Here is a 23845-nt window from a genome sequence, read left to right as displayed (position 1 = left end):
GCGCAACGGAGCCGAGCTGTGACTGCCTCTTCGTTCCAGCACACCGAAGTCCTGCCGCTCGGTAAGGACACCACCACCGAGTACCGCCTCGTCACCGCGGAAGGCGTGCGTGTCGTGGAAGCCGCGGGCCGCCACTTCCTCGAGGTGGACCCCACCGCGCTGACGACGCTGGCGCGTGTCGCCATCAGCGACATCCAGCACCTGCTGCGGTCGTCCCACCTCGCACAGTTGCGTGCGATCGTGGACGATCCCGAGGCCAGCGGCAACGACCGGTTCGTCGCGATGGACCTGCTGCGCAACGCGGCCATCTCCGCTGGAGGCGTGCTGCCGATGTGCCAGGACACCGGTACCGCCATCGTGATCGGCAAACGCGGTGAGGGTGTGCTCACCGGTGGCGGTGACGAGGCGGCACTGTCCCGCGGGATCTTCGAGGCCTACCAGGAACTGAACCTGCGGTACTCGCAGCTGGCGCCACTGAACTTCTGGGAGGAACGCAACACCGGCACGAACCTGCCCGCACAGATCGAGCTGTACCACCACGACGGCTCCGGTGCCGACCCCGCCTACGAGTTCCTGTTCATGGCCAAGGGCGGCGGCAGCGCCAACAAGACCTTCCTCTACCAGGAGACCAAGGCGGTGCTGAACCCCAAGCGCTTGGCCAGGTTCCTCGACGAGAAGCTTCGCAGCCTCGGCACAGCGGCCTGCCCGCCCTACCACCTCGCCATCGTCGTCGGCGGTATGTCGGCCGAGTACAACCTCAAGGTCGCCAAGCTGGCATCGGCACGCTACCTCGACGAGCTGCCGAGGGAGGGTTCGGCGCTGGGGCACGGTTTCCGCGACGTGGAGCTCGAGCAGCAGGTGCTGGAGATGACCAGGCAGTTCGGCATCGGTGCCCAGTTCGGCGGCAAGTACTTCTGCCACGACGTCAGAGTGATCCGGCTGCCCCGCCACGGCGCTTCCTGCCCGGTGGGGATCGCGGTGTCGTGTTCGGCCGACCGCCAGGCCAAGGCGAAGATCACCGCTGAGGGTGTGTTCATCGAGCAACTGGAGCGCGACCCGGCCCGGTTCCTGCCGGAGGTCACCGAGGACGAGTTGTCCGAAGAGGTCGTGGCGGTGGATCTGAACCGCCCGATGGACGCCATTCGTGAGCAACTGTCACGACTGCCGGTGAAGACCCGGCTGAGCCTCACCGGACCGCTGGTGGTCGCGAGGGACATCGCGCACGCCAAGATCGCCGAGCGGCTGGAGGCGGGCGAGCCGATGCCGCGATACCTGCGCGACCACCCCGTCTACTACGCGGGGCCCGCGAAGACCCCGGACGGCTACGCCTCGGGCTCCTTCGGCCCTACGACCGCGGGCCGGATGGACTCCTACGTCGAGCAGTTCCAGGCCGCCGGTGGGTCACTGGTGATGCTCGCCAAGGGCAACCGCTCCAAGAAGGTCACCGAGTCCTGCCGCGCGCACGGCGGGTTCTACCTCGGCTCGATCGGTGGCCCCGCCGCACGGCTGGCTCAGGACTGCATCAAGCAGGTGGAGGTGCTCGAGTACCCGGAACTGGGCATGGAAGCGGTCTGGAAGATCGAGGTGGAGGACTTCCCCGCCTTCATCGTCATCGACGACAAGGGCAACGACTTCTTCTCAGAGACCTCCGAGCCGGTGCTGCAGATCTCGTTCCGAAGCTGACGTCACGGCGGCCCCGCCCCTTCAGAAACCCCAGCTTCGGGTCGGGGTGATCCGGACGCCAACGGAGTAGGAGGCGTCGAAGCTGCCGGCGTCGTGCCCGATCGCGGGGTAGGCCTGCTCGTACTTGTCGAGATAACCCGGTGTTGTCGAGGGTTTGCGCTCCTCGCCTTCGAGCCGCGCGGTAGCACTGATCACCAGCACGTCACTGCCATCGGCATCGCTGTTGAAGTGCAGTGTCACGGCCGGGTTGCGCCTGATGTGTTCGAGCTTTCTCGTGCCCGGTTGGCTGAACACGCGGAAGTGCTCGCCGTCGAAGACGAACCAGACAGGGCGCGGCGCGGGCCTGCCCGTGGGAGTCACCGTGGTCAGCCACGCGATGCGGTCGTCCGCGTGGCGCAGCAGCTGCGAGGTCGGTCGGAAAGTCATGCCGCGAGTGTGCCCGGTGCTGCCCGAGCCAAGCGACCGAACGCCACACGGTCAGCCGGTCGAGGGTGAGCGGCTGCTGTCCTGCTGTCCCCCAGCGCGGCACGGCCGCTGCCGTGTCGCCGTCTCCGGCGTCACGTCTGGCGTGCCTGGTAGGTCAGCACCACCATCCGCTGGCCCAGTGGTTCGTCGAGCGTGACCGTCAGTGGCGGGTAGCGCATGTCCATCGTGCACGCGATGTCCTTGCTGGTCGGTTTGGTCTCGACCATGGTGACGGCGACCCGATCGCCCCGCTGCTCCGCCAGTTCGGCACTGGCCTTGCTGCACCCTCCTTCCTGGCCCACGATCCGCAGCGTGCGTCCGTCCCCTGTCACCGAGACCTCAACGGGATAGCCACGCGGCAGTGCCGAGCCGTCAACCCGCTCCGGCGGCACGGGCCTGCCCTCGTCCGAGGCGGGCGGCTGCACGGGCTTGCGGCCCGCGCCCTGCCCCGACTCCCTCGGCAGCTCAACGGGAGCGCGGCCTGCGTCGTCGTTGCCGGCGCCACCCGAGCCTGGTTGGACATCGCCCTGCTGGGCGCACCCGGCCCCGACGGCGCCGAGTACCGCGACACTCACACCGATGATCGCCTGTTTCCACCTCATGTTGGACAAGACGTAACCGGCGCACCGGTAGGTTGCAGCGCATGGCCGGGGAATCACTGGCGCGCAGGCTCGGCACCGCCGACGCGGTCGTGGTGGGCCTCGGCGCGATGCTGGGCGCCGGGGTGTACGTGGCGTTCGCGCCCGCGGCGCGCGCCGCTGGGGCAGGCCTGTTGCTCGGGCTCGCCGTGGCCGCCGTGGTGGCCTACTGCAACGCGACCTCGTCGGCGAGGCTGGCCATTCGCTACCCCGCCTCGGGCGGTACCTACGTGTATGGCAGGGAACGGCTCGGGCCGTTCTGGGGCTACCTCGCGGGCTGGGGGTTCGTGACCGGGAAGGTCGCCAGCTGTGCGGCGATGGCGCTGACGGTCGTCACCTACACCGCGCCGGGGCTGGGTCAACCGTGGCGTGGCCTGCTGGCGGTGGCTGTCGTGGCCGCGCTGACGGCACTGAACTACCGCGGCATCCAGCGCTCGGCGGCCGCGACGAGGGTGCTCGTGTCTGTGAGCCTGCTGGTGCTGGCAGCGGCCGTGACGGCGATCGTGGTCGCAGGCGACCCGAGCGGTTCCCGGCTGGCACCGTTTCCCGGCACCGACGCGCTCGGGGTGTTGCAGTCGGCGGGCCTGCTGTTCTTCGCCTTCGCCGGTTACGCCCGCATCGCCACACTCGGTGAGGAGGTGAGCAGGCCACGGCGGACGATCCCGAGGGCCATCCCGATCGCGCTCGCGATCGTGTTCGCCGTGTACGCGGCGGTGGCCGTGGCGACGCTGCTGCAACTCGGGCCTGCCGCACTCGCGGCGAGTAGCGACCCGCTCGCGCAGGCGGTGTCGGGCACGGCCTGGTCAGGTCTGGCGCCCGTGGTAAGAGCCGGTGCCGCGGTCGCCGCGCTCGGCGCGCTGCTCGCCCTGGTGCTGGGCGTGTCGAGGACGGTGCTGGCGATGGCGCGCGACGGCAACCTGCCGCGTGGGCTGGCCGCGATCCATCCCCGGTTCCGGGTGCCGCACCGCGCGGAGTTGGCCGTCGGCGCCGTCGTGGCGCTGCTGGCGTCGTTCGCCGACCTTCGCGGCGCGATCGGGTTCTCCTCCTTCGCGGTGCTGGTCTACTACGCGATCGCCAACGCCAGTGCGTGGACGCTGCGTGCGGGCAGGCTGGTTCCGGCCGTCGGCCTGCTCGGCTGCATGCTGCTGGCGTTCAGCCTGCCGTTGCCCTCGGTGCTCGTGGGCGCGGCGGTACTGGCGGCGGGTGCGGCGGCCTACGCCGTGCGCGTCAGCTCTCCTTCACGCTGACCATCCTGGCCACCGCCTCGTCGAACTCGGTCACCATCTCCGAGAGCACGTCGGCGACCGGGCGGATGTCGTTCATCCTGCCGACGATCTGCCCGACGGGCATCGAAACCACGGACGGGTCGGCCGCGGCGTGGATGCGGTTGTGCGCGGGCGAGACCAGCAGGTTCTGCAGCGGCATCGGCAGTGGCTGCGGCGCGTCCGGCGCCGACCACGCCTCGGTCCAGCGGGTCTTGAGCAGCCGGGCGGGCTTGCCGGTGTAGATCCGGGTGCGGACCGTGTCCGACGACGTCGCCTGCACCAGCGCCTGCTGCACCGCCTGCGACTCCGGCATCGTCTCGAGGTATTCGCTGGTCGTCAGCCAGATCGAGCCGGTCCACACACCCGAGGCGCCGAGCGCGAGCGCGGCCGCGGCCTGCCTGCCGGAGCCGATGCCACCTGCCGCGAGCACCGGCACCTCTCGCCCCACCGCGTCGGCGATCTCGGGAAGCAGCACCATCGAGGCGATCTCGCCGGTGTGGCCACCCGCCTCGTAGCCCTGCGCCACGACGATGTCCACCCCGTTGTCGACGTGCCTGCGCGCGTGCTCGGCCTTGCCCGCCAGCGCCGCGACCGGCACACCGTGCTCGTGTGCCTGCTCGATGACGTCGACCGGCGGGGAGCCGAGCGCGTTGGCGATCAGCTTGATCGGGTGCTTGAGCGAGACCTCGACGTGCGAGCGGGCCACCGAGTGCAGCCAGCCGAGCACGCCCGCGCGTTCCTCGGTGTCTTCCGGCAGCTCCGGAACCCCCAGCTGGGCCAGCGTCTTCTCGACGAACGCCTTGTGCTCGTCGGGAATCAGCTTGTTCAGGTCCATCGAGCTGCCCTCGGTGGGCACCTTCGACGGCATCACGATGTCCACCCCGTAGGGCTTGCCGTCGGTGTTCTCGTCCATCCAGCCGAGCACCTTGTCGAGTTCCTCGGCATCGTTGAACCGAACGCAGCCGAGGACACCGAGCCCTCCCGCCTTGCTGATGGCGGCTGCGACGTGCTGCGACGGTGTGAACCCGACGATCGGCAGATCGATCCCGAGCGTGTCGCACAACGCGGTGCGCATTCTTCGACGTCCTCCTACGCGTTGAGCTTGGCGGCCGGCTCGTGCTCGGCCGCGTGGCGTTGTGCCCACGGATAGTCGGGCTTGCCGCTCGGCAGCCGCCCGATCTGCTCGACGACCCACATGCTGCGGGGCACCTTGTAACCGGCGATCTCGTTCCTGACATGCGCCTCGATGGCGGCGAGGTCGGGTTCGACACCCTCGCGCGGCTCGATGATCGCACCGACCCGCTGCCCCAGTCGCTCGTCCGGAACACCGATGACCAGCGCGTCGAACACCTGCGGGTGCGACTTGAGCGCGCCCTCGACCTCCTCGGGGAACACCTTCTCGCCGCCGGTGTTGACGCACTGCGACCCGCGCCCCAGCAGGGTCACCGTGCCGTCCTCCTCGTAGCGCGCGTAGTCGCCCGGCACCACGTAGCGGACGCCGCCGACCTCGACGAAGATCGTCTCGGTCTTGGCCGGGTCCTTGTAGTACCCCAGCGGTACGTGGCCGCGCCTGGCGATCCTGCCCACGGCGCCGGGCGTCGGCTCGACGAGCCCACCGTCGTCGTCGATGAGGATCGCGTCCTTGCCGAAGTTCACCCGCGGTCCTGCGGAGTGGTCGGCGTCGCGGGAGGCCATCCCGATGCCGGTGAAGCCGCTCTCCGAGGAACCGATGGCGTCGGTGAGCACGATGTTGGGGAAGGTCTCCAGGTACTCCTGCTTGACCGAGTGCGAGAACAGCGCGGCATGGCTGGAGAAGGCCACCAGCGAGGAGGCGTCGTAGCCGCCGCTGCGGTAGGCATCCAGCAACGGCCTCGCCATGGCGTCACCGACGACGGTGAGCACGTTGACCTTGTGTTCCTGTACCGCCCGCCAGATGTCGTGCGGATCGAACTGCGGCACGAACACCACGGTTCCGCCCGCGAACAGCGCCCCGAAGGCGGCCCACTGGGCCGCGCCGTGGATGAGCGGGGCGGCGGGCAACCGCACCATGGCGCCCTGCTTGCCCTGTTCGGCCAGCGTCCACTCGTCGGGAACGTACTCGCCGGTGACGAAGTCGATGCCGCCGCCGAGCGCACGCCAGACGTCCTCGTGCCGCCACATCACGCCCTTGGGATAGCCCGTGGTGCCGCCGGTGTAGAGGATGTAGAGGTCGTCGGAGCTGCGCTCGTCGAAGTCGCGTTCCGGCGAACTGTCGGCCATCGCCGCCTCGTACTCCACACCGCCGTAGGCCGCGTAGTTCCCGTCGCTGCCGTCCTCCACGACTACAACGTGTTTCAGGTCGGGTGCTTCGGGGAGCACTCCGGCTACTCGGTCGGAGTACTGCCGCTCGTGGACGAGAGCGACCAGGTCGGCGTTGGTGAACAGGTACCTCAGCTCACCGTGCACGTACCGATAGTTGATGTTGATCGCGATGGCGCGGAGCTTGTACGCCGCGAACATCGTTTCGATCATCTCGATGGAGTTCCGCGAGTACACGCCGATGTGATCGCCCTTGCCCACCCCGTTTCCGGCGAGGTGGTGGGCCAGCCGGTTGGCCCGCTCGTCCAGCTGGGCGTAGGTCAGCCGCCGGTCCCCGCAGATAACCGCGGTGCGGTCCGGCACGGCGTCCACGGCGTGCTCGAGGAGGTCCGCGATGTTGAAAGCCACGGTGACAAACTAGAACATGTTATCGTTTCAGGCAATGGGCCAACGGATTGAAGGATCGCGGATGGAGTCGCGGATGGAAGAGCAACCGCACGCTCTGGTGGAACAACGCGGGCACACGCTCGTGGTGACGATGAACCGGCCGCACGCACGCAACGCGCTCAGCGGGGAGATGCTGGCGATCATGACGCAGGCGTGGGACCGCGTCGACGCCGATCCCGAGATCCGCAGTTGCGTGCTGACCGGCGCGGGTGGCGCCTTCTGCGCGGGCGCCGATCTGAAGTCGATGAGTCGCAACAGCCCTTCCAACGCCTTCGACAAGGGCTCGTTCGATCCCAGCCGCATGGACGGGCTGCTGAAGGGGCGCAGGCTCAGCAAGCCGTTGATCGCGGCGGTGGAGGGACCCGCCATCGCTGGCGGCACGGAGATCCTGCAGGGCACCGACATCCGCGTCGCGGGTGAGAGCGCGAAGTTCGGGGTCTCGGAAGCGCGCTGGGGACTGTTCCCGCTCGGCGGGTCGGCCGTGCGACTGCCGAGGCAGATCCCGTACACCGTGGCCGCCGAGATCCTGCTGACCGGCAAGCACATCACCGCGGCGGAGGCGAAGGACATCGGATTGATCGGGCACGTGGTACCCGACGGCACGGCGCTGGACCGTGCGCTGGAGATCGCCGACCGGATCGCCCAGAACGGGCCGCTGGCCGTGCAGGCCATCCTGCGCACCATCCGTGACACCGAGGGCATGCACGAGGAGGAGGCGTTCAAGCTCGAGTCCCAGTACGGCGTCGGCGTGTTCGCCAGCGACGATGCCAAGGAAGGCCCGCGCGCCTTCGCAGAGAAGCGCAAGCCCCGCTTCCAGGGCCGCTGACGCGTGTGCGGTGGCCCGTCGCCGACGCGAGGAAGGCGCGGCGGGCCACCGGAGCACCTCCGGCGGGCAACCCGCGCGGCCGATTACTAGAACTTGTTACAGATACTGCCACGGAGATCCAGGTGACAGGCCGCGCCGGTGCTTGCCGACAAATCGAGAACGTGTTTCACTTCGTGACGTGAATCCAGCCGCAACCGAGACAGAGCAGACCCCACTGTCGGCTCCGCTGAACGTGGGCTTCGACTACACCCGCTCGGTCGGCCCCGTTCTCGGGCACTTCGTCAACGCACTCCGGCAACGACGCATCGTCGGCATCCGGGGTAGCGACGGCCGGGTGCACGTGCCGCCGGTCGAGTACGACCCGCACACCGCCGAGGCGCTGACCGAGTTCGCCGACGTCGCCGACGAGGGCACCGTGGTGTCGTGGTCGTGGGCGCCCGAACCACTCGAGGGCCAGCCGATCCAACGCCCGTTCGCCTGGGCACTCATCCGGCTCGACGGGGCCGACACCGCGCTCTTGCACGCGGTGGACGCGGGTTCGGCCACCAACATGCGCACCGGCATGCGGGTGCGGGTCCGCTGGGCCGACGAGCCGGTGGGACACATCCGTGACATCGCCTACTTCGTGCCCGTGGACGCTGCACCTGACGACCCCGCACCGACTCCGCCACCGCCGCCGGTGGCCGAGCGGGAGGAGGGCAGCCCGGTGACCACGGTGGTGACGCCCATTCACCTCAGCTTCCAGCACTCGGTGTCCGCGGAGGAGAGCCGCTACCTGCGCGGACTGGCCGAGGGCAGGCTCATCGGCCAACGTTGCCCTGCCTGCGAAAAGGTCTACATCCCACCGCGCGGCGCCTGTCCCACCGACGGCGTACCGACCGTGGAAGAGGTGGAACTGCCCGACACCGGCATCGTCACCACGTTCTGCATCGTCAACGTGCCCTTCCTCGGCCAGCGCATCAAGCCGCCGTACGTCGCGGCCTACATCCTGCTCGACGGCGCCGACATCCCGTTCCTGCATCTCGTGCTCGGCTGTGATGCCTCCGAGGTCCGGATGGGAATGCGGGTGCGGGCGGCCTGGAAGCCACGCGAGGAGTGGTCCACGACGCTGGAGAACATCGCCCACTTCGAGCCGAGCGGCGAACCGGACGCGCCGTACGAGTCCTACGCCCACCACCTGTGAGAGGAACACGATGAACGATGTGGCGGTGGTCGGGTTCGCGCAGGCGCCCTGCGTGCGGCGCACCCACGGCACCACCAACGGCGTTGAGATGCTGGTTCCGATCTTCGCCGAGGTCTTCGAGCAGACCGGGTTGACCAAGGCCGACATCGGCTTCTGGTGCTCCGGTTCCTCGGACTACCTCGCGGGCAGGGCCTTCTCCTTCATCGCCGCGGTCGACGCGATCGGCGCGTTCCCGCCGATCCACGAGTCGCACGTGGAGATGGACGCGGCATGGGCGCTGTACGAGGCGTGGCTGAAGATCCGCATGGGCGAGGTGGACACCGCGCTGGTCTACGGCTTCGGCAAGGCCTCGGCCGGTGAACTGCGCAGGGTGCTGTCGCTTCAGCTCGACCCGTACGTGATGGCGCCGCTGTGGCCGGATTCCATCGGCATCGCGGGGCTGCAGGCCCGGCTGGGCATGGACGCCGGGCTGTGGAGCGAGAAGGACCTCGCCGAGGTCGCGGCCCGCAGCAGACGTGACGCGACGAGCAACCCGTTCGCACAGCTGGGCGGCGATGCCGAGGCGGCGCGGTTGCTGGAGGAGCCGCTCGTGGCCGACCCGCTGCGGGCACACGACATCGCGCCGGTGACCGACGGCGCCGCCGTGATGGTGCTCGCCTCCGTTGAGCGGGCTCGCGACATCGTCGAGCGGCCCGCCGTGATCACCGGCATCGAACACCGCATCGACTCCCCCGCGCTCGGCGCCCGTGACCTGACCCGCTCGCCGTCGACCGAGCAGGCCGGACTCGCACTCGGCGCGCGGGACGTGGAGATCGCCGAGTTGCACGCGCCCTTCACCCACCAGGAGCTGATCCTGCGCGACGCGCTCGGCCTCGGCGACAGCGTCCGGATCAACCCCTCCGGCGGCGCGCTCACCGGGAACCCGATGTTCTCGGCAGGCCTGACCCGCATCGGCGAGGCCGCGAGACAGATCCTGGCGGGCAACGCGAGTCGCACACTGGGCCACGCCACCAGCGGTCCCGCCTTGCAGCAGAACCTTGTGGCCGTACTGGAGAGGGGCTGATCCGTGGGCAAGCAACGCACCGCCGTCCTCGGCACCGGGCAGACACATCACCGCGCCAAGCGCACCGACGTGTCGATGCCGGGTTTGCTGCGGGAAGCCGTCGACCGTGCGATGGCCGACGCACGGGTGGACTGGGCCGACATCGACGCCGTGGTCGTGGGCAAGGCGCCCGACCTGTTCGAGGGCGTGATGATGCCAGAGTTGTTCCTCGCCGACGCCCTCGGCGCCAACGGCAAGCCGCTGCTGCGGGTGCACACCGCGGGCTCGGTCGGCGGTTCCACCGCGCTGGTGGCGGCGAGTCTGATCCAGTCGGGCGTGCACCGCAGGGTGCTCACCGTCGCGTTCGAGAAGCAGTCCGAATCCAACGCCATGTGGGCGCTTTCGATCTCGCCGCCGTTCCACATGCCGGTCGGCGCGGGCGCGGGCGGCTACTTCGCACCCCACGTGCGGTCCTACATCCGCCGCTCGGGAGCACCCGAGCACGTGGGCGCGATAGTGGCGGCCAAGGACCGGCGTAACGGGGCGTTGAACCCCTACGCGCATCTGCGGCAGGCCGACATCACCGTCGAGTCGGTACGGGCGTCACAGATGCTGTGGGACCCGATCCGCTACGACGAGACCTGCCCCTCTTCCGACGGCGCCTGCGCGATGGTGCTCGGCGACGAGGCCGCGGGCGACGCTGTGGAGGGTGGCGCCGCGTGGCTGCACGCGACGGCGATGCGCACCGAGCCGACCACCTTCGCGGGACGCGACCAGGTGAATCCGCAGGCGGGCAGGGACGCGGCAGCGGCGCTGTGGAAGGAGGCCGGGATCACCGACCCGCTGTCGCAAGTAGACACCGCCGAGATCTACGTGCCGTTCTCCTGGTTCGAACCGATGTGGCTGGAGAACCTCGGCTTCATGCCTGAGGGCGAGGGTTGGAAGCTCACCGAGTCCGGCGAGACCGCACTCGGCGGGCGGCTGCCGATCAACCCCTCCGGCGGCGTGTTGTCGTCCAACCCGATCGGCGCCTCCGGGATGCTGCGATTCTCCGAGGCCGCCAAGCAGGTGATGGGCCGCGCGGGCGACTACCAGGTGGACGGTGCCAGGATCGCGCTCGGCCACGCCTACGGCGGCGGGTCGCAGTACTTCTCCATGTGGGTCGTCGGAGCCGACAAGCCGTGACGACAGCAAACCGCCCGGTCCACCTAGGAGGTGGGCCGGGCGGTTTTTTGTCGTACCGAGCGCGATCGCCGCCTACTCGTAGGCGACCTGGTAGTGCTTGATGCCGTTGAGCCAGCCGGAACGCAACCGCGCGGGCTCGCTGACCTGCCGGATGTTGGGCATCTCGTCGGCGATCGCGTTGAACATCAGGTCGATCTCCAGCCGGGCCAGGTTGGCGCCGATGCAGTAGTGCGCACCGGTACCACCGAAGCCGACGTGCGGGTTGGGGTCACGCAACACGTCGAACCGCTCGGCGTGGTCGAACACCTCGGGGTCGAAGTTCGCCGAACTGTAGAACATACCCACCCGGTCACCCTTGCGGATGTGCTGGCCACCCAGCTCGGTGTCGGCCGTCGCGGTGCGCTGGAAGGCCACCACCGGTGTCGCCCACCGCACGATCTCGTCGGCGGCGGTCTTGGGCCGCTGCTGCTTGTACAGCTCCCACTGCTCAGGGTGGTCCAGGAAGGCCTTCATGCCGTGGGTGATGGCGTTGCGGGTCGTCTCGTTACCGGCGACCGAGAGCAGGATGACGAAGAAGCCGAACTCGTCGGAGGTCAGTGACTCACCGTCCACATCGGCGTGGATGAGCTTGGTGACGATGTCGTCCATCGGGCACTGGCGCCGCTGCTCTGCCATGTTCCACGCGTACCCGACCAGCTCGGCCGACGCCGCGATCGGCTCGACGTCGTACTCGGGGTCGTCGTAGCCGATCATCTGGTTGGACCAGTCGAAGATCTTGAGCCGGTCCTCCTGCGGAATCCCGATCAGCTCGGCGATCGCCTGCAGCGGCAGTTCGCAGGCCACGTCGGAGACGAAGTCCCCTGAGCCCTTCTTCTTGGCCTCGTGCACGATCCTGGCCGCGCGCTCACGCAGCGCGTCCTCCAGCTTGCCGATGGCCCTGGGAGTGAAGCCCTTGGAGACGATGCGCCGCAGCTTCGTGTGCTGCGGGGCGTCCATGTTGAGCAGGACAAGCCGGTTGGCCTGCATGCCCTCCTCGTCCATGGTCTCGTCGAACCGGATGATCGCCGTCTTCTCCTGGGAGGAGAACAGCTCACTGTCCTTCGAGATGGTCTTGATGTCTTCCATCCGGGTGACGACCCAGTAGCCCTCGTCCTTGAACCCGGCCTTGTTGTAGGGCTGAGCGTTCCACCACACCGGCGCGGTGCGCCGGAGCAGTGCGAACTCCTCCAGCGGGAGCCGGGTCGCGTAAAGGTCAGGATCGGTGAAGTCGAATCCGGTGGGTAGTAACGACGAACTCATACGCCGTACCTCCGACAGCAGCGTCGTGGAACACGTTCTAGTTCGTCGATTGAAGCATACAGCGTTAACTATCGGAAGGACTTTGGTGAACGATGTTAACTGAATCGGTTCCGCCCGACACCCGCGAGTCCCCCGCTCTCGCCCGCGAGTTCTGCACTCCTGCCCGCGAGTTCTGCATTCTGAACCGCGAGTTGTGCGCAGCCGGCTCCGAGGCCGTACGAGTCCCCGGGCCGGAGCAGTCCTCAGCGGTAATGGTGTCGTGGCCAGCCCGGGGATTCGGGGTCCACGCGGCCGTACTCCTCGCCCGGAGGCAGTGGGGCGGCGGGGAGTTGCAGCCCGCCCATCCCGCCGATGCTCACCGCGCCTGGGCCACCGGCAGCTCCGACCCGGCGGCCCAAGCCGTCGTCGAGGTCGGGATGCGGCGTGATCGGCTGCTTCGCGGAGGGATAGCGAGCCAGCGGATCGCTGACCACACGCCGGGGCGGCTTACGCACCAGACCCAGCAAGCCGAGCAACCCGAGCAATCCGAACAGCCCCCAAGCACCGCCGCCACCCTCGGTGTGGGTCTGCTGTGGCCCGCCTGCCGCGGCCGTAGCGGCCTGGGTTTGCGCACCCGTCGCCGGAGGCGGTCCCAGCGACAACACCATGCTCAGCACGGCAACGGCGAGCAGCCTGCCTGCCGTTGTGGACATGCGATTCCCTCCCACCGTTGGCTTACTGCCCGTGGTGTTACCGCCACGTGGGTGGTGGGTGTGCGCGACACGCCCTCAGCGAGGCTGAAATGCACCGGGCTCGGTGACAGCGGGCGACGGTGTGCCCGCCGCGAACTGCTGTGGCCCCAACTCGCTCACCGGTGAGGAGGGCGCGATCACCTTGTCGGTGCAGCCGGTGAGCAGCAGCAGTGCCGCGACGGCACTGAGCAGGCGTCGAGCGGCCATGACCTCAACGTAAGCCCGGCACGGGCCGTCCACGCCACTGCTTCACTCGACCGGGTAACCAAGTCGTTCGACGCCGTTACCCTCTGCCGATGAACGGCATCGCGGTGGCGGTGATCGTCAGGAACTGCACGTTGGCGTTGAGCGGCAGCCCGGCCATGTACAGCACCGCGTCCGCGACGTGGTCGGAGTCGAAGGTGGGCTCGGGGCGTACGGAGCCGTCGGCCTGCCGCGCTCCCCGTGCGATGCCCTCGGTCATCTCCGTGGCCGCGTTGCCGATGTCGAGTTGCCCGCATGCCACGTCGAACTCCCTGCCGTCCAGCGAGATCGACTTGGTCAGCCCGGTAATCGCATGTTTGGTGGCCGTATAGGCGACGCTCTGCGGCCGGGGCGCGTGTGCCGAGATGGAGCCGTTGTTGATGATCCGGCCGCCCCGGGGCCGCTGCGCCTTCATCAACCGTACGGCGTGCTGGGCGCACAGGAACATGCCGGTCAGGTTCACCTCGACCACGCGGCGCCAGTCCGGCACGGCCACGGTGTCCACCGAGCCGGAGGGCCCGAACGTGCCCGCGTTGTTGAACAGCAGGTCCACCCGGCCCCATTCCTGGGCCACCCGCTCGAACAGCGACGCGACAGCGGTCTCGTCGGTGACATCGGTCGGCACCACGAGCGCGTCCGGGTGGTCACCCGCGGCCTCCCGCAACGGCTCCTCGCGTCTGCCCGCGAACGCGACGCCGTAGCCGTCGCGCAGCAGTGCTCGTGCCACGCTCCTGCCGATACCGGTACCCGCCCCCGTGACCACGGCGACCCGCTCAGTTGCCATACGGCACTAATACCCGACATGCCTGCCGCGGTCCACGCTGCCGGTTCCGTGGCGGCACGACCGTTCCGCTGTGGGAACTCCGCTGTGGGAACGCAGAACTCGCGGGCAGGAACGGGGGACTCGCGGGCAGGAACGGGGGACTCGCGCGGTCAGAACCAGTCGTCGGGGCGCGGCCAGGTGAACATCGCGTGCCCGGCCTCGCCGCCCGGTTCGGCCTCGGTGACCGTGTAGCGGCCGCGGTAGAACAGCAGCGGGCGCTCGTCACTGACCTCGCCGAGTTCGGTAACCCTGCCGATCGCGACATAGTGGTCACCGGCCTCGTGCACGGCGTCCAGTACGCAGTCGATCCACGTCAGCGAGCCCGTCAGCAGCGGCGAGCCGGACGGAGCCCTGGTCCACTCCACCGAGGCGAACTTGTCGGCGCCCCTGGCCCCGAACGTGGCACTGACGTCGCGCTGCTCGCCCGCGAGCACGTTGACGGCGAACCTGCCGACCCGCTCGATCACCGGCCACGTGCGCGAACTCTTCGCGGGGCAGAACAGCACCAGCGGCGGCTCCAGCGACAGTGCGGCGAACGACTGGCAGGCGAAGCCGACCGGCTCGTCGCCGTCGCACGCCGTAACCACCGCCACACCGGTGCAGAAGTGGCCGAGCACCGAACGAAACCGGGTCGGGTCGACCACAGAAGCCGCGGTCATCGCTGCTGTGCCCCGACGGAGAAGTCGTGCCCCCACAGGCTGACCGCGGTGCTCTCCCTCGCGATCCAGGTGCCGTCGTCGACCTGCCTGCCCTCGCAGCCGAACTCGACGTCGAAACCGCCGGGCGTCTTCATGTAGAACGACAACATCAGGTCGTTGACGTGCCTGCCCAGCGTCGCCGACATCGGCACCTTGCGCCGCAGCGCACGGTCGAGGCACAACCCCACGTCGTCGGTGCTTGCGACCTCGACCATCAGGTGCACGATCCCGCTGGGTGTCGGCATCGGCAGGAACGCGAGGCTGTGGTGGCGCGGGTTGCAGCCGAGGAACCGCAGCCACGCCGGCTTGCCGTCCGCGGGCCTGCCCACCGCCTGCGGCGGCAGCTTCATCGAGTCGCGCAGCCGGAACCCGAGCACCTCGGAGTAGAAGCGCAACGAAGCCTCGTCGTCGTGGGTGGACAGTACGACGTGCCCGAGCCCCTGCTCGCCGGTGACGAACGTGTGCCCGTACGGGCTCACCACTCGGCGGTGCTCCAGCGCGATGCCGTGGAACACCTCGAGTGTGTTACCGGAGGGGTCCTCGAAGCTGATCAGCTCGTCGACCCGGCGCTCGGCGAGTTGCTCGCCGGTACCCTCCTTGAACGCGACGCCGTGTCGCTCAAGGCTGGCCCGAACCTCGTCCAGTTCGGCGGCGTTGGCCACCTCCCAGCCCGCCTGCGCCAGCCGGTCGGCCTCGCCCGGCACGATAACCAACCTCGCGGGGAAGTCGTCCATCCGCAGGTACAGGGCGTCGGGATCGGCTCCCTTGCCTTCGACCATGCCGAGCACCTTGAGCCCGTACTCGCGCCATGCCGCCATGTCGGTGGCCTCGATACGCAGGTAGCCCAGCGAACGAATGCCCATGCTCATCAGTCCTTCAGAAAGTCGATCGCTAGCCGGTTGAACTCGTCGAACTTCTCCAACTGTGCCCAGTGCCCACACCGGCCGAAGACGTGCAGCTGCGCCCTGGGAATGGTCTTCAGCGCGAGCAGCGCGCCGTCGAGCGGGTTGACGCGGTCCTCGCGACCCCAGATCAGCAGCACCCGTTGCCGTAGCCGGTGCGCCTCGCGCCACAGCATGCCCTGCTCGTAGCTGTCCGGCCTGCTGAACGACGCTCCCATGGCGGCCATCGCCGCGAGCGACTCCGGCGTGCTCGCGGCCTCGAACCGCTCCTGCAGCAGTTCCTCGGTGATGAGTGACTGGTCATACACCATCACCCGCAGGAACGCCTCCAGCTTCTCCTTGGTGGGACCGGGAGGTGCGGCGAACCTGGCCAGGTTCTTGACCCCCTCTGTGGGGTCCGGAGCGAACACGTTGAGGCTCAACCCACCGGGCCCCATCAGCACCAGCCTGCCCGCCCTGTCGGGGTGGTCCAGCGCCAGCCGCACGGCCGCTCCCCCGCCGAGCGAGTTGCCCACCAGGTGAGCCTTCTCGATGCCGAGCGTGTCCAGCAGAGCGACCACGGCACTCGCGCTGTGCGTGAAGTACTGCGGGTGGTCGGTGGGCTTGTCCGAACGACCGAAGCCGGGTTGATCCACCGCGATGGTGCGAAACGACTTGCCGAACACCTCGAGGTTGCGGCCGAAGTTGCTCCATGCCGACGCGCCGGGACCGCCGCCGTGCAGCATGATCACCGTCTCGGTGTGTTCGGTTCCCGCCTCGTGGTAGTGCAACCGGAGATCGTCGCGTACCTGCGCGTACTTGCCCTCCATCTGCGAGTTCACCTCACACCATCGCGTTCTCGACGGGCAGCCCGAAGGCACCGGTACCGAACATCGTGTAGGCGCGCTCGGCGTCGTTGGCGGCGTGCACCCTGCCCGCGTGAGCGTCTCGCCAGAACCGCTGGATCGGCGTGCCGGTCCGCAACGCGCGGCCGCCGGAGTTCTCGAAGAGCCGGTCGATGGCGGCGATGGCCCGTTCGGTGCCGCGCACCTGGTCGCGGCGCACCCGCAGCCGGGTGGCGAACGGCAGCTTCTCCCCCTTGCACGCCAGCTGGTACAGCTCGTCGATGTTGTGCGTCAGTTGCAGCCAGGCGGCGTCGATCTCGCTACCCGCCTCCGCGATGCGCACCTTGGCGAAGGGGTCCTCCTTGGCCTGCTCGCCGAGGTAGGCGGCGCGCACCCGGCTGCGCTGGTACTCCACGTGGGCGTCGTAGGCGCCCTGCGCCATACCGATGATCGGCGCGGTGATCGTGCTGGGATGCACCGAGCCGTACGGCAACCGGTAGAGCGGCCCCGGGTTGAGTTCCTGGCCGGGTGTCTTGCACTTGGAGGTGGCCATGAAGCTCAACGCCCGGTGCGCGGGCACGAAGGCGTCGTCGACGACGATGTCGTTGCTGCCGGTGCCGCGCAGGCCCACGGTGTCCCACACGTCCTCGATCGTGTAATCGGAGATGGGCAGCACGTAGGTGCAGAAGTCCACCGGTTTGCCTTCGGCGTCGAACGCGGGCGCGCCGAGCAGCACCCAGGTCGCGTGATCGCAGCCGGAGGAGAAGCTCCACTTGCCGGAGAGCCGGTAGCCGCCGTCCACGACCTGCGCCTTGCCCATCGGCGCGTACGAGGAGGAGATCCGCACGTCTATGTCGTCTCCCCACACGTCCTGCTGCGCCTGCGCGTCGAACAGCGCCAGGTGCCACGGGTGCACACCGAGGATGGAGGCCACCCACCCGGTGGAGCCGCAGGCGCTGGCGAGGAGTTTGACCGCCGTGTAGAAGGTGACGGGGTCGGCCTCGTATCCGCCGAAGCTCTTGGGTTGCAGCAGTTTGAAGAACCCGGTCTCCCGCAGGGCCTTGATCGACTCGTCCGGGATCTTTCGCGCGTCCTCCGTCTCCTGCGCCCGCTCGCGCAGGACGGGCAGCAGCTCCTGTATCCCGGCGATCACCTCGTGGGTGCCCCGCTCGCTCATCTGTGCCTCGTTCCTACTTGTTACCTGGTACGACACGACCAAGACTAGAACATGTTCTCGTTCTTGTCACGTGGACCCGGCAGCCTGCTCGCTCACAGGCCATCGCCACACCGGAAAGCGACACCATGACAGCCCCACACCCTCGCCCGGCGCGACCTGGAACAGATTCCTATCCTCGCATCCGCGAGACCGCCGAGCGGGAGGCGTGCGGGCGCCGTCGGTCACATCCGCTACCTGCGTCGCAGTCACCGGCACTACCCTAGAACTGAAACACGTTCTCGTCTATGGTGGCAGCAACGGCGCGGAACAGCGACGCGCCGTCCTATAACGTGTTCCAGGAGGTTGCATGACCGGGGACGCACCCGAGTACGACGTCGTCGTGGTCGGCAGCGGCGCGGCAGGCATGACAGCGGCGCTCGCGGCCGCCCACGAGGGCATGGCCGTCCTCGTCATCGAGAAGGCCGCCCACTTCGGCGGCTCCACCGCACGCTCCGGCGGCGGTGTCTGGATTCCCAACAACGAGGCACTGCGCGCCGCGGGTGTCGAGGACACCCCCGAGGATGCCAAGCGCTACCTCGAGTCGATCGTCGGCGACGTCGTGCCCGCCGAGCGCCGGGAAGCCTACGTCGACAACGGCCCCGATGTCGTCTCGTTCCTGCACGAGCACACCCCGCTGCGACTGACCTGGGTGCCCGGCTACTCCGACTACCACCCGGAAGCCCCGGGCGGGCGCGCGGGCGGGCGCTCGGTGGAGCCCAAGCCGCTGGACGGCAACCTCCTCGGCCCCGAACTGGCGAACCTGGAACCGCCCTACAGCGCCGCACCACTCGGGGTGCCGCTGATGCAGGCCGACTTCCGCTGGCTGAGCCTCATCGCCAGGCACCCGCGCGGGATACTGCGAGTGCTGCGGCTGGGCACACGCTGGCTGGCCGCACGACTGACCGGCAAACGCCCGCTCGCGATGGGACAGGCGCTCGCCGCGGGACTTCGCGCGGGACTGCTGGACAAGCGAGTCCCGGTGTGGCTTTCCACGCCGATGACCGGCCTGCACACCGAACACGGCAGGGTCACCGGGGTGCTCGCCGAGCGAGACGGCGAGCAGATCCTGATCCGTGCCAGGCACGGGGTCGTGCTCGGCAGTGGCGGGTTCGAGCACAACGAGCAACTGCGGCAGAAGTACCAGCGCCCGCCGATCGGCACCGACTGGACCGTGGGCGCCAAGGCCAACACCGGGGACGGCATCACGGCGGGCATGTCGCTCGGCGCCGCGGTCGAGTTGATGGACGACGCCTGGTGGGGGCCTTCGATGCCGCTCACCGGAGGGCCGTGGTTCGCGCTCGCCGAGCGGTCCCGCCCCGGCTGCATCCTGGTCAACTCCCGAGGCGAGCGGTTCGTCAACGAATCCGCGCCCTACGTGGAGGCCGTGCATGCCATGTACGGGCCGGGTGACGGCCCGGCCCGAAACATCCCGACCTGGCTGGTGTTCGACCAGCGCTACCTCAACCGTTACATGTTCACCGGTCTCGGCCCGCGCCAGCCGCTGCCCGGACGCTGGTACAAGGCGGGCATCGCCGCCAAGGCGAGCACGCTGGAGGCGCTGGCCGAGCGCATCGACGTGCCCGCGCAGGCGCTGCGCGACACGGTCGAGCGGTTCAACACGTTCGCGCGCACCGGCATCGACGAGGATTTCCACCGCGGTTCCAGCGCCTACGACCACTACTACGGCGACCCGCGCAACAAGCCGAATCCGAGCCTGGGTCCGCTGGACGTGGCGCCGTTCTACGCCGTCAAGATTGTGCCGGGTGACCTGGGAACCAAGGGCGGGCTGCTCACCGACGTGCACGCCAGGGTGTTGCGAGAGGACGGCTCGCCCATCGACGGACTCTACGCCGCGGGCAACGTCAGCGCGGCCGTGATGGGCCGCACCTACGCCGGTCCCGGCGCGACCATCGGCCCGGCGATGGTGTTCGGTTACCTTGCCGCACGCCACATCGCCACCAAGAATCGCTCTCGGCACGAGGCACGACCCGCTGGAGGTACGCAATGACGCAGAGCCAGGCCGTTCGCTCGATCGACGCGGGAGCGCCACCCACCCGCTTCGCCCGTGGCTGGCACTGCCTCGGGCTCGCCGACTCCTTCCGTGACGGCAAGCCACACGCGGTCAACGCGTTCGGTACCAAGCTCGTGGTGTTCGCGGGCGAGGACGGCAAGCTCAACGTGCTGGACGGGTACTGCAGGCACATGGGCGGTGACCTCACCCAGGGAACGGTGAAGGGCAACGAGGTCGCCTGCCCGTTCCACGACTGGCGCTGGGCGGGCAACGGCAAGTGCGTGTCGATCCCCTACGCCAAGCGGGTCCCGCTGCGGGCACGCACGCGGTCGTGGCTGACGCTGGAGCAGAACAAGCAACTGTTCGTGTGGAACGACCCCGAGGGCAACCCGCCGCCGGAGGACGTCGTGATACCCCGCATCGAGGGCTCCTACAGCGACGAGTGGAGCAACTGGACGTGGGACTCGGTGCTCATCGAGGGCGCAAACTGCCGCGAGATCGTGGACAACGTCGTGGACATGGCCCACTTCTTCTACATCCACTACGCCTTCCCGACCTACTTCAAGAACGTCTTCGAGGGCCACATCGCGACGCAGTACCTCAACACCAAGGGCCGTCCTGACGTGGGGATGGCCTCCAACTACGGCGGCGAGGAGAACACGCTGCGGTCCGAGGCGTCGTACTACGGGCCGTCCTACATGATCAACTACCTGCTCAACAACTACCAGGGCGTCGAGATCGAGAACGTGCTCATCAACTGCCACTACCCGGTCACACCGACCTCGTTCGTACTGCAGTGGGGCGTGATCGTGAAGAAACTGCCCGGGGTCGACGACGAGCAGGCGGACAAGATCGCCCAGAAGTTCGCCAAGAGCATCGGCGTCGGCTTCCTGCAGGACGTGGAGATCTGGAAGAACAAGACCCGCATCGACAACCCGCTGCTGTGCGAGGAGGACGGTCCGGTCTACCAGCTTCGCCGCTGGTACGAACAGTTCTATGTGGATGCCGCGGACGTCACCGACGACATGACGAGCCGCTTCGAGTTCGAGGTCGACACCACCAAGGCCAACGAGGCATGGGAAAAAGAGGTGGCCGAGAACCTCGAGCGGCGTCGGCGGGAGGCCGGGCAGGAAGCCGGGGTCTCGTAGTGACAGCCGAGCGCGACGAGTTCCTCACCGGCGGGCTGGTGCCACTGACCTGCCGCTCGTGTGCCACGAAGGTGCTGGTGAAGAAGAACAGCCCGCAGCACACCAGCATCCAGTGGATCACCGACGCGGCCACCAGTTGCCCGGTGTTCGCCGAGCGGGTGGCGGGCGGTGTCCATCCGGGCCTGCTCGACACGTGCGAGCGGTTGCATGCCAGCATCGCCGAGGCCGCACGGGAAGGAGTCTTCACCTATGGCTGAGACCTCGCGTGTGCTGCGCGTGGCCGACGTGGTGGTGGAGACCGCGCAGGCACACTCCATCGTGTTCGACAACGAGGACCTGGACTACAAGCCGGGCCAGTTTCTCACCGTGCGTGTCCCCAGCGACGAATGCGGCTCCGTGGCGCGGTGCTACTCGCTGTCCAGCTCGCCCTACTCCGGAGAGCTGCCCAGGGTCACGGTGAAGCGGGACGGCTACGCCTCGAACTGGTTGTGCGACAACGTCCGGCCAGGCAGCGAACTGGAGATCCTGCCTGCAGGCGGAGTGTTCACACCCCGTTCGCTCGACGAGGACCTGTTGCTGTTCGCGGCGGGCAGCGGCATCACGCCGGTCATGTCGATAGTGCGGTCGGTGCTCGGCAACGGCGGCGGCTCGGTCACGCTGGTCTACGCCAACCGGGACGAGAACTCGGTGATCTTCGCGGCCGCGCTGAGCGAGCTCGCGCAGCACTACCCGCAACGGTTCACCGTGGTGCACTGGCTGGAGTCCGTGCAGGGGCTGCCCACCGCGGAGCAGTTGCGCGCGCTCGCCGCGCCGTTCGCGCACCGGGAGGCTTTCGTGTGCGGGCCACGCCCGTTCATGTCGGCGGCGACATCGGCGCTGAAGTCGCTCGGCCTGCCACGTTCACGCATCCACACCGAGAAGTTCGTCTCGCTGGGCGGCAACCCGTTCGAGATCGCCGAGCGCGAGCAGCAACCGAGCGAATCGGCTCAGGCGGCCCAGGCGGAGCAAGCAGTGCAGGCAGCGCAAGCAGTGCAAGCAGTGCAGACAGCGCAGTCACCGACCACCTTGACGGTGTCGCTGGACGGCACGCAACGCACACTCGCCTGGCCGCGCGACCGCAAGCTGCTGGACCACCTGCTCGACGAGGGTATGGACGCCCCGTACTCCTGCAGAGAGGGTCAGTGCAGCGCATGCGCGTGCCGGATAACCTCCGGTGAAGTGAAGATGCTGAACAACGAGGTGCTTGACTCAGAAGACATCGCCGAGGGGATCGTGCTGGCGTGCCAATCGCTGCCGATCACCGATGAGGTGTCCGTCAGCTACGAGTAAGGGAACCACCATGCCCATCGATCCCGATGCCGCGATCGGAGCGGATCTCGGCGAGACCACGTTCTCCTGGTCGTCCTCGGAGGTGCTGCTCTACCACCTCGCGTTGGGGGCCGGTGCCAGGCCGACCGATCCTCGGGAACTGCGCTACGCCTACGAGGCCGACCTGCGGGTGCTGCCGACGTTCGCCACCGTGGCAGCCAACTTCCGCACCTTCGAGCCGCCCGCGGTGGCCTTCCCCGGCATCGACATCGACCTGGCCAAGGTGGTGCACGGCACGCAGGAAGTGGCGCTGCACCGCCCCATCCCCACCGACGGCAAGGCGGTGGCACGCTCCCGCATCGCCGACGTGCTGGACAAGGGCAAGGCCGCTGTGATCGTGCAGGAAACCCGGGTCGACGACGAGGCGGGCGAGCCGCTGTGGACGGCGCGCTCGAGCATCTTCGCCCGGGGTGAGGGCGGTTTCGGTGGCAAGCGTGGCGCCTCGGAGCGGGTCGAGCTGCCCGACCGCGAGCCGGATGCCGTGGTGGACACCCCGACGCTGCCGCAGCAGGCGCTACTGTACCGGCTGTGCGGTGACCGCAACCCGCTGCACGCCGACCCGGAGTTCGCCAAGGCTGCCGGCTTCGACGTGCCGATCCTGCACGGCCTTTGCACCTACGGCATCGTCGCCAAGGCCGTGACCGACACCATGCTCGACGCCGACGTGACACGCGTCCGCTCCTGGGCGGCGAAGTTCGCGGGCATCGTGCTGCCCGGCGAGACGCTGCGCACCCGGATCTGGCGAGACGGCGAGCGGTTACTGGTCACCGCCACGGTGCTCGACCGCGACGAGGCGCCAGCCCTTTCCGACGCGGTGCTGCACACCACCGACGGGTCATGACGCTGAGCTGAGCACGTCGTGGCGTGGGCCGCGAGCGGGGTCACCCCCTTCGCGGCCCTACAGCCCGGCGACGAACATCACCGCCATCCCCAGTCCCATCACGACTCGGCACACCGTACGAGAAGTGAATCCCGGCGGCAGTGTGTCGCGGGCCCTACCCAGCAGCCGAAGGCCGCGCATGCCCGACTGGACGCTGTCGAAGGCGAAGTAGGCCGCGCCAAGCGCAGCCACCACCGGCCATGCCATGCCGGTGGAGGGCTCGTCGGTGATCATGTTCGGCCACACGCCGTGCCCACCGTCGGTGTGCGGCATGGCCAGCAGCATGTAGAGCATCGCCAGCGCGGCGATCCCGTGGTGGAGGTCGCAACGACGGCACACGCCCTGCGCCGAGCGGTCCCGCACCGCCGCCGCGACGAACCAGGCCGCCGTCAGCGTGAACAGCGCCTGCCAGCCCGCCATCGGGATCGGCGCACCGACCGGCGACACCATGGCCAGCATCGCGAGAGTCATCAGCAGGCCCGCGAGGTCCAACTGTCGGACTCCTGAGCCGAGCCGCACGTAGTCCAACCTGCTGAGCCGCGAAAGACACGGGTACGTCAGCAGCAGGAACACCGAGGTGAGCAACCATGCCGCGACGACGGGAATGTCCACCGCAAGGCCTCCGCCGGGGTCGCAGAGCCAGCTCTTTCACCCAATACGGTGACAAACA

Annotated in this window: 24 protein-coding genes; 11 read left to right on the top strand and 13 right to left on the bottom strand. The window is 68.6% G+C overall.

Translation table 11 applies throughout. The features are described from left to right. Nucleotides 1–18 precede the first annotated feature (18 nt). On the top strand, nt 19–1683 hold the full coding sequence (locus SACMADRAFT_RS11020; RefSeq protein ID WP_009153892.1) for a fumarate hydratase: 1665 nt from the start codon (nt 19–21) through the stop codon (nt 1681–1683). Nucleotides 1684–1704: 21 nt separating this feature from the next. Here SACMADRAFT_RS11020 and SACMADRAFT_RS11015 read toward each other — a convergent pair whose 3' ends face one another. After that, nucleotides 1705–2109, bottom strand: coding sequence for a TIGR03667 family PPOX class F420-dependent oxidoreductase (locus SACMADRAFT_RS11015; RefSeq protein ID WP_009153891.1), 405 nt, complete (start codon nt 2107–2109; stop codon nt 1705–1707). 131 nt (nt 2110–2240) lie between these two features. Beyond that, nucleotides 2241–2750, bottom strand: a complete 510-nt coding sequence (locus SACMADRAFT_RS11010) for a hypothetical protein (protein ID WP_009153890.1) — start codon at nt 2748–2750, stop codon at nt 2241–2243. Nucleotides 2751–2791: 41 nt separating this feature from the next. Here SACMADRAFT_RS11010 and SACMADRAFT_RS11005 point away from each other — a divergent pair, with 41 nt between their 5' ends. Beyond that, on the top strand, nt 2792–4033 hold the full coding sequence (locus SACMADRAFT_RS11005; protein ID WP_009153889.1) for an APC family permease: 1242 nt from the start codon (nt 2792–2794) through the stop codon (nt 4031–4033). Here the strand turns inward: SACMADRAFT_RS11005 and SACMADRAFT_RS11000 are convergent. Together SACMADRAFT_RS11000 and SACMADRAFT_RS10995 are read right to left on the bottom strand one after the other, a co-directional pair. After that, nucleotides 4014–5126: an NAD(P)H-dependent flavin oxidoreductase gene (locus tag SACMADRAFT_RS11000; RefSeq protein WP_009153888.1), complete on the bottom strand. Its 1113-nt coding sequence runs from the start codon at nt 5124–5126 to the stop codon at nt 4014–4016. The two genes, SACMADRAFT_RS11005 and SACMADRAFT_RS11000, sit on opposite strands and share 20 nt — an antisense overlap. A 14-nt stretch (nt 5127–5140) precedes the next feature. Continuing rightward, a complete protein-coding gene (locus tag SACMADRAFT_RS10995; protein ID WP_009153887.1) occupies nt 5141–6757 on the bottom strand; it encodes an acyl-CoA synthetase in 1617 nt (538 codons plus the stop codon). A gap of 73 nt (nt 6758–6830) precedes the next feature. On the opposite strand from SACMADRAFT_RS10995, the gene SACMADRAFT_RS10990 reads away from it, so the two are divergent. The 4 genes from SACMADRAFT_RS10990 (at nt 6831) to SACMADRAFT_RS10975 (ending at nt 11032) form a co-directional block, all read left to right on the top strand. Then, complete coding sequence (locus SACMADRAFT_RS10990; RefSeq protein WP_040926292.1) at nt 6831–7622, top strand: crotonase/enoyl-CoA hydratase family protein; 792 nt, start codon at nt 6831–6833, stop codon at nt 7620–7622. 178 nt (nt 7623–7800) lie between these two features. Continuing rightward, nucleotides 7801–8805, top strand: a complete 1005-nt coding sequence (locus tag SACMADRAFT_RS10985) for a Zn-ribbon domain-containing OB-fold protein (RefSeq protein ID WP_009153885.1) — start codon at nt 7801–7803, stop codon at nt 8803–8805. A gap of 10 nt (nt 8806–8815) precedes the next feature. Beyond that, complete coding sequence (locus SACMADRAFT_RS10980; RefSeq protein ID WP_009153884.1) at nt 8816–9868, top strand: thiolase domain-containing protein; 1053 nt, start codon at nt 8816–8818, stop codon at nt 9866–9868. 3 nt (nt 9869–9871) lie between these two features. Next, nucleotides 9872–11032: a thiolase domain-containing protein gene (locus SACMADRAFT_RS10975; RefSeq protein WP_009153883.1), complete on the top strand. Its 1161-nt coding sequence runs from the start codon at nt 9872–9874 to the stop codon at nt 11030–11032. Between the two features lie 72 nt (nt 11033–11104). Here the strand turns inward: SACMADRAFT_RS10975 and SACMADRAFT_RS10970 are convergent, their stop codons facing one another. The 8 genes from SACMADRAFT_RS10970 to hsaA all read right to left on the bottom strand — a co-directional run bounded on the left by SACMADRAFT_RS10970 (nt 11105) and on the right by hsaA (nt 17729). Then, nucleotides 11105–12331, bottom strand: a complete 1227-nt coding sequence (locus tag SACMADRAFT_RS10970) for a cytochrome P450 (protein ID WP_009153882.1) — start codon at nt 12329–12331, stop codon at nt 11105–11107. Nucleotides 12332–12573: 242 nt separating this feature from the next. Further along, nucleotides 12574–13023, bottom strand: coding sequence for a hypothetical protein (locus SACMADRAFT_RS10965; RefSeq protein ID WP_009153881.1), 450 nt, complete (start codon nt 13021–13023; stop codon nt 12574–12576). A 75-nt stretch (nt 13024–13098) separates the two neighbouring features. Beyond that, complete coding sequence (locus SACMADRAFT_RS29895; RefSeq protein WP_157617229.1) at nt 13099–13269, bottom strand: hypothetical protein; 171 nt, start codon at nt 13267–13269, stop codon at nt 13099–13101. A gap of 76 nt (nt 13270–13345) precedes the next feature. Beyond that, on the bottom strand, nt 13346–14089 hold the full coding sequence (locus tag SACMADRAFT_RS10960; RefSeq protein ID WP_009153880.1) for an SDR family oxidoreductase: 744 nt from the start codon (nt 14087–14089) through the stop codon (nt 13346–13348). Between the two features lie 149 nt (nt 14090–14238). Next, on the bottom strand, nt 14239–14787 hold the full coding sequence (gene hsaB, locus SACMADRAFT_RS10955; protein ID WP_009153879.1) for a 3-hydroxy-9,10-secoandrosta-1,3,5(10)-triene-9,17-dione monooxygenase reductase subunit: 549 nt from the start codon (nt 14785–14787) through the stop codon (nt 14239–14241). Beyond that, complete coding sequence (hsaC, locus tag SACMADRAFT_RS10950) at nt 14784–15689, bottom strand: iron-dependent extradiol dioxygenase HsaC (protein WP_009153878.1); 906 nt, start codon at nt 15687–15689, stop codon at nt 14784–14786. The genes hsaB and hsaC overlap by 4 nt, the downstream gene beginning before the upstream one ends. A 5-nt stretch (nt 15690–15694) precedes the next feature. After that, nucleotides 15695–16537, bottom strand: a complete 843-nt coding sequence (hsaD, locus tag SACMADRAFT_RS10945) for a 4,5:9,10-diseco-3-hydroxy-5,9,17-trioxoandrosta-1(10),2-diene-4-oate hydrolase (protein WP_009153877.1) — start codon at nt 16535–16537, stop codon at nt 15695–15697. Nucleotides 16538–16550: 13 nt separating this feature from the next. After that, nucleotides 16551–17729 carry a 3-hydroxy-9,10-secoandrosta-1,3,5(10)-triene-9,17-dione monooxygenase oxygenase subunit gene (gene hsaA / locus SACMADRAFT_RS10940; RefSeq protein ID WP_009153876.1) on the bottom strand — a complete coding sequence of 393 codons (1179 nt, stop codon included), beginning with the start codon at nt 17727–17729 and terminating at the stop codon, nt 16551–16553. A 346-nt stretch (nt 17730–18075) separates the two neighbouring features. Here hsaA and kstD point away from each other — a divergent pair, with 346 nt between their 5' ends. The 5 genes from kstD to SACMADRAFT_RS10915 are packed head-to-tail and all read left to right on the top strand — an operon-like array spanning nt 18076 to nt 23136. Continuing rightward, a complete protein-coding gene (gene kstD / locus SACMADRAFT_RS10935) occupies nt 18076–19776 on the top strand; it encodes a 3-oxosteroid 1-dehydrogenase (RefSeq protein ID WP_009153875.1) in 1701 nt (566 codons plus the stop codon). After that, nucleotides 19773–20927 carry a Rieske 2Fe-2S domain-containing protein gene (locus SACMADRAFT_RS10930; protein ID WP_009153874.1) on the top strand — a complete coding sequence of 385 codons (1155 nt, stop codon included), beginning with the start codon at nt 19773–19775 and terminating at the stop codon, nt 20925–20927. The genes kstD and SACMADRAFT_RS10930 overlap by 4 nt, the downstream gene beginning before the upstream one ends. After that, entirely contained in the window at nt 20927–21184 is a 258-nt protein-coding gene (locus SACMADRAFT_RS10925) for a hypothetical protein (protein ID WP_009153873.1), read from the top strand. Before SACMADRAFT_RS10930 ends, SACMADRAFT_RS10925 begins: the two co-directional genes overlap by 1 nt. Beyond that, nucleotides 21177–22256 (top strand): ferredoxin--NADP reductase, encoded by a 1080-nt coding sequence (locus SACMADRAFT_RS10920; RefSeq protein WP_009153872.1) that lies wholly within the window; start codon nt 21177–21179, stop codon nt 22254–22256. The genes SACMADRAFT_RS10925 and SACMADRAFT_RS10920 overlap by 8 nt, the downstream gene beginning before the upstream one ends. Nucleotides 22257–22266: 10 nt before the next feature. Next, complete coding sequence (locus SACMADRAFT_RS10915; protein WP_009153871.1) at nt 22267–23136, top strand: MaoC/PaaZ C-terminal domain-containing protein; 870 nt, start codon at nt 22267–22269, stop codon at nt 23134–23136. A gap of 57 nt (nt 23137–23193) precedes the next feature. Here SACMADRAFT_RS10915 and SACMADRAFT_RS10910 read toward each other — a convergent pair whose 3' ends face one another. After that, entirely contained in the window at nt 23194–23787 is a 594-nt protein-coding gene (locus SACMADRAFT_RS10910) for a DUF5134 domain-containing protein (RefSeq protein WP_009153870.1), read from the bottom strand. Nucleotides 23788–23845 lie beyond the last annotated feature (58 nt).

This window comes from Saccharomonospora marina XMU15 (genome assembly GCF_000244955.1).
Taxonomy (GTDB): domain Bacteria; phylum Actinomycetota; class Actinomycetes; order Mycobacteriales; family Pseudonocardiaceae; genus Saccharomonospora_A; species Saccharomonospora_A marina.
Note: the sequence above shows the minus strand (reverse complement) of the source record. Positions and strands in the feature narration are given on the sequence as shown.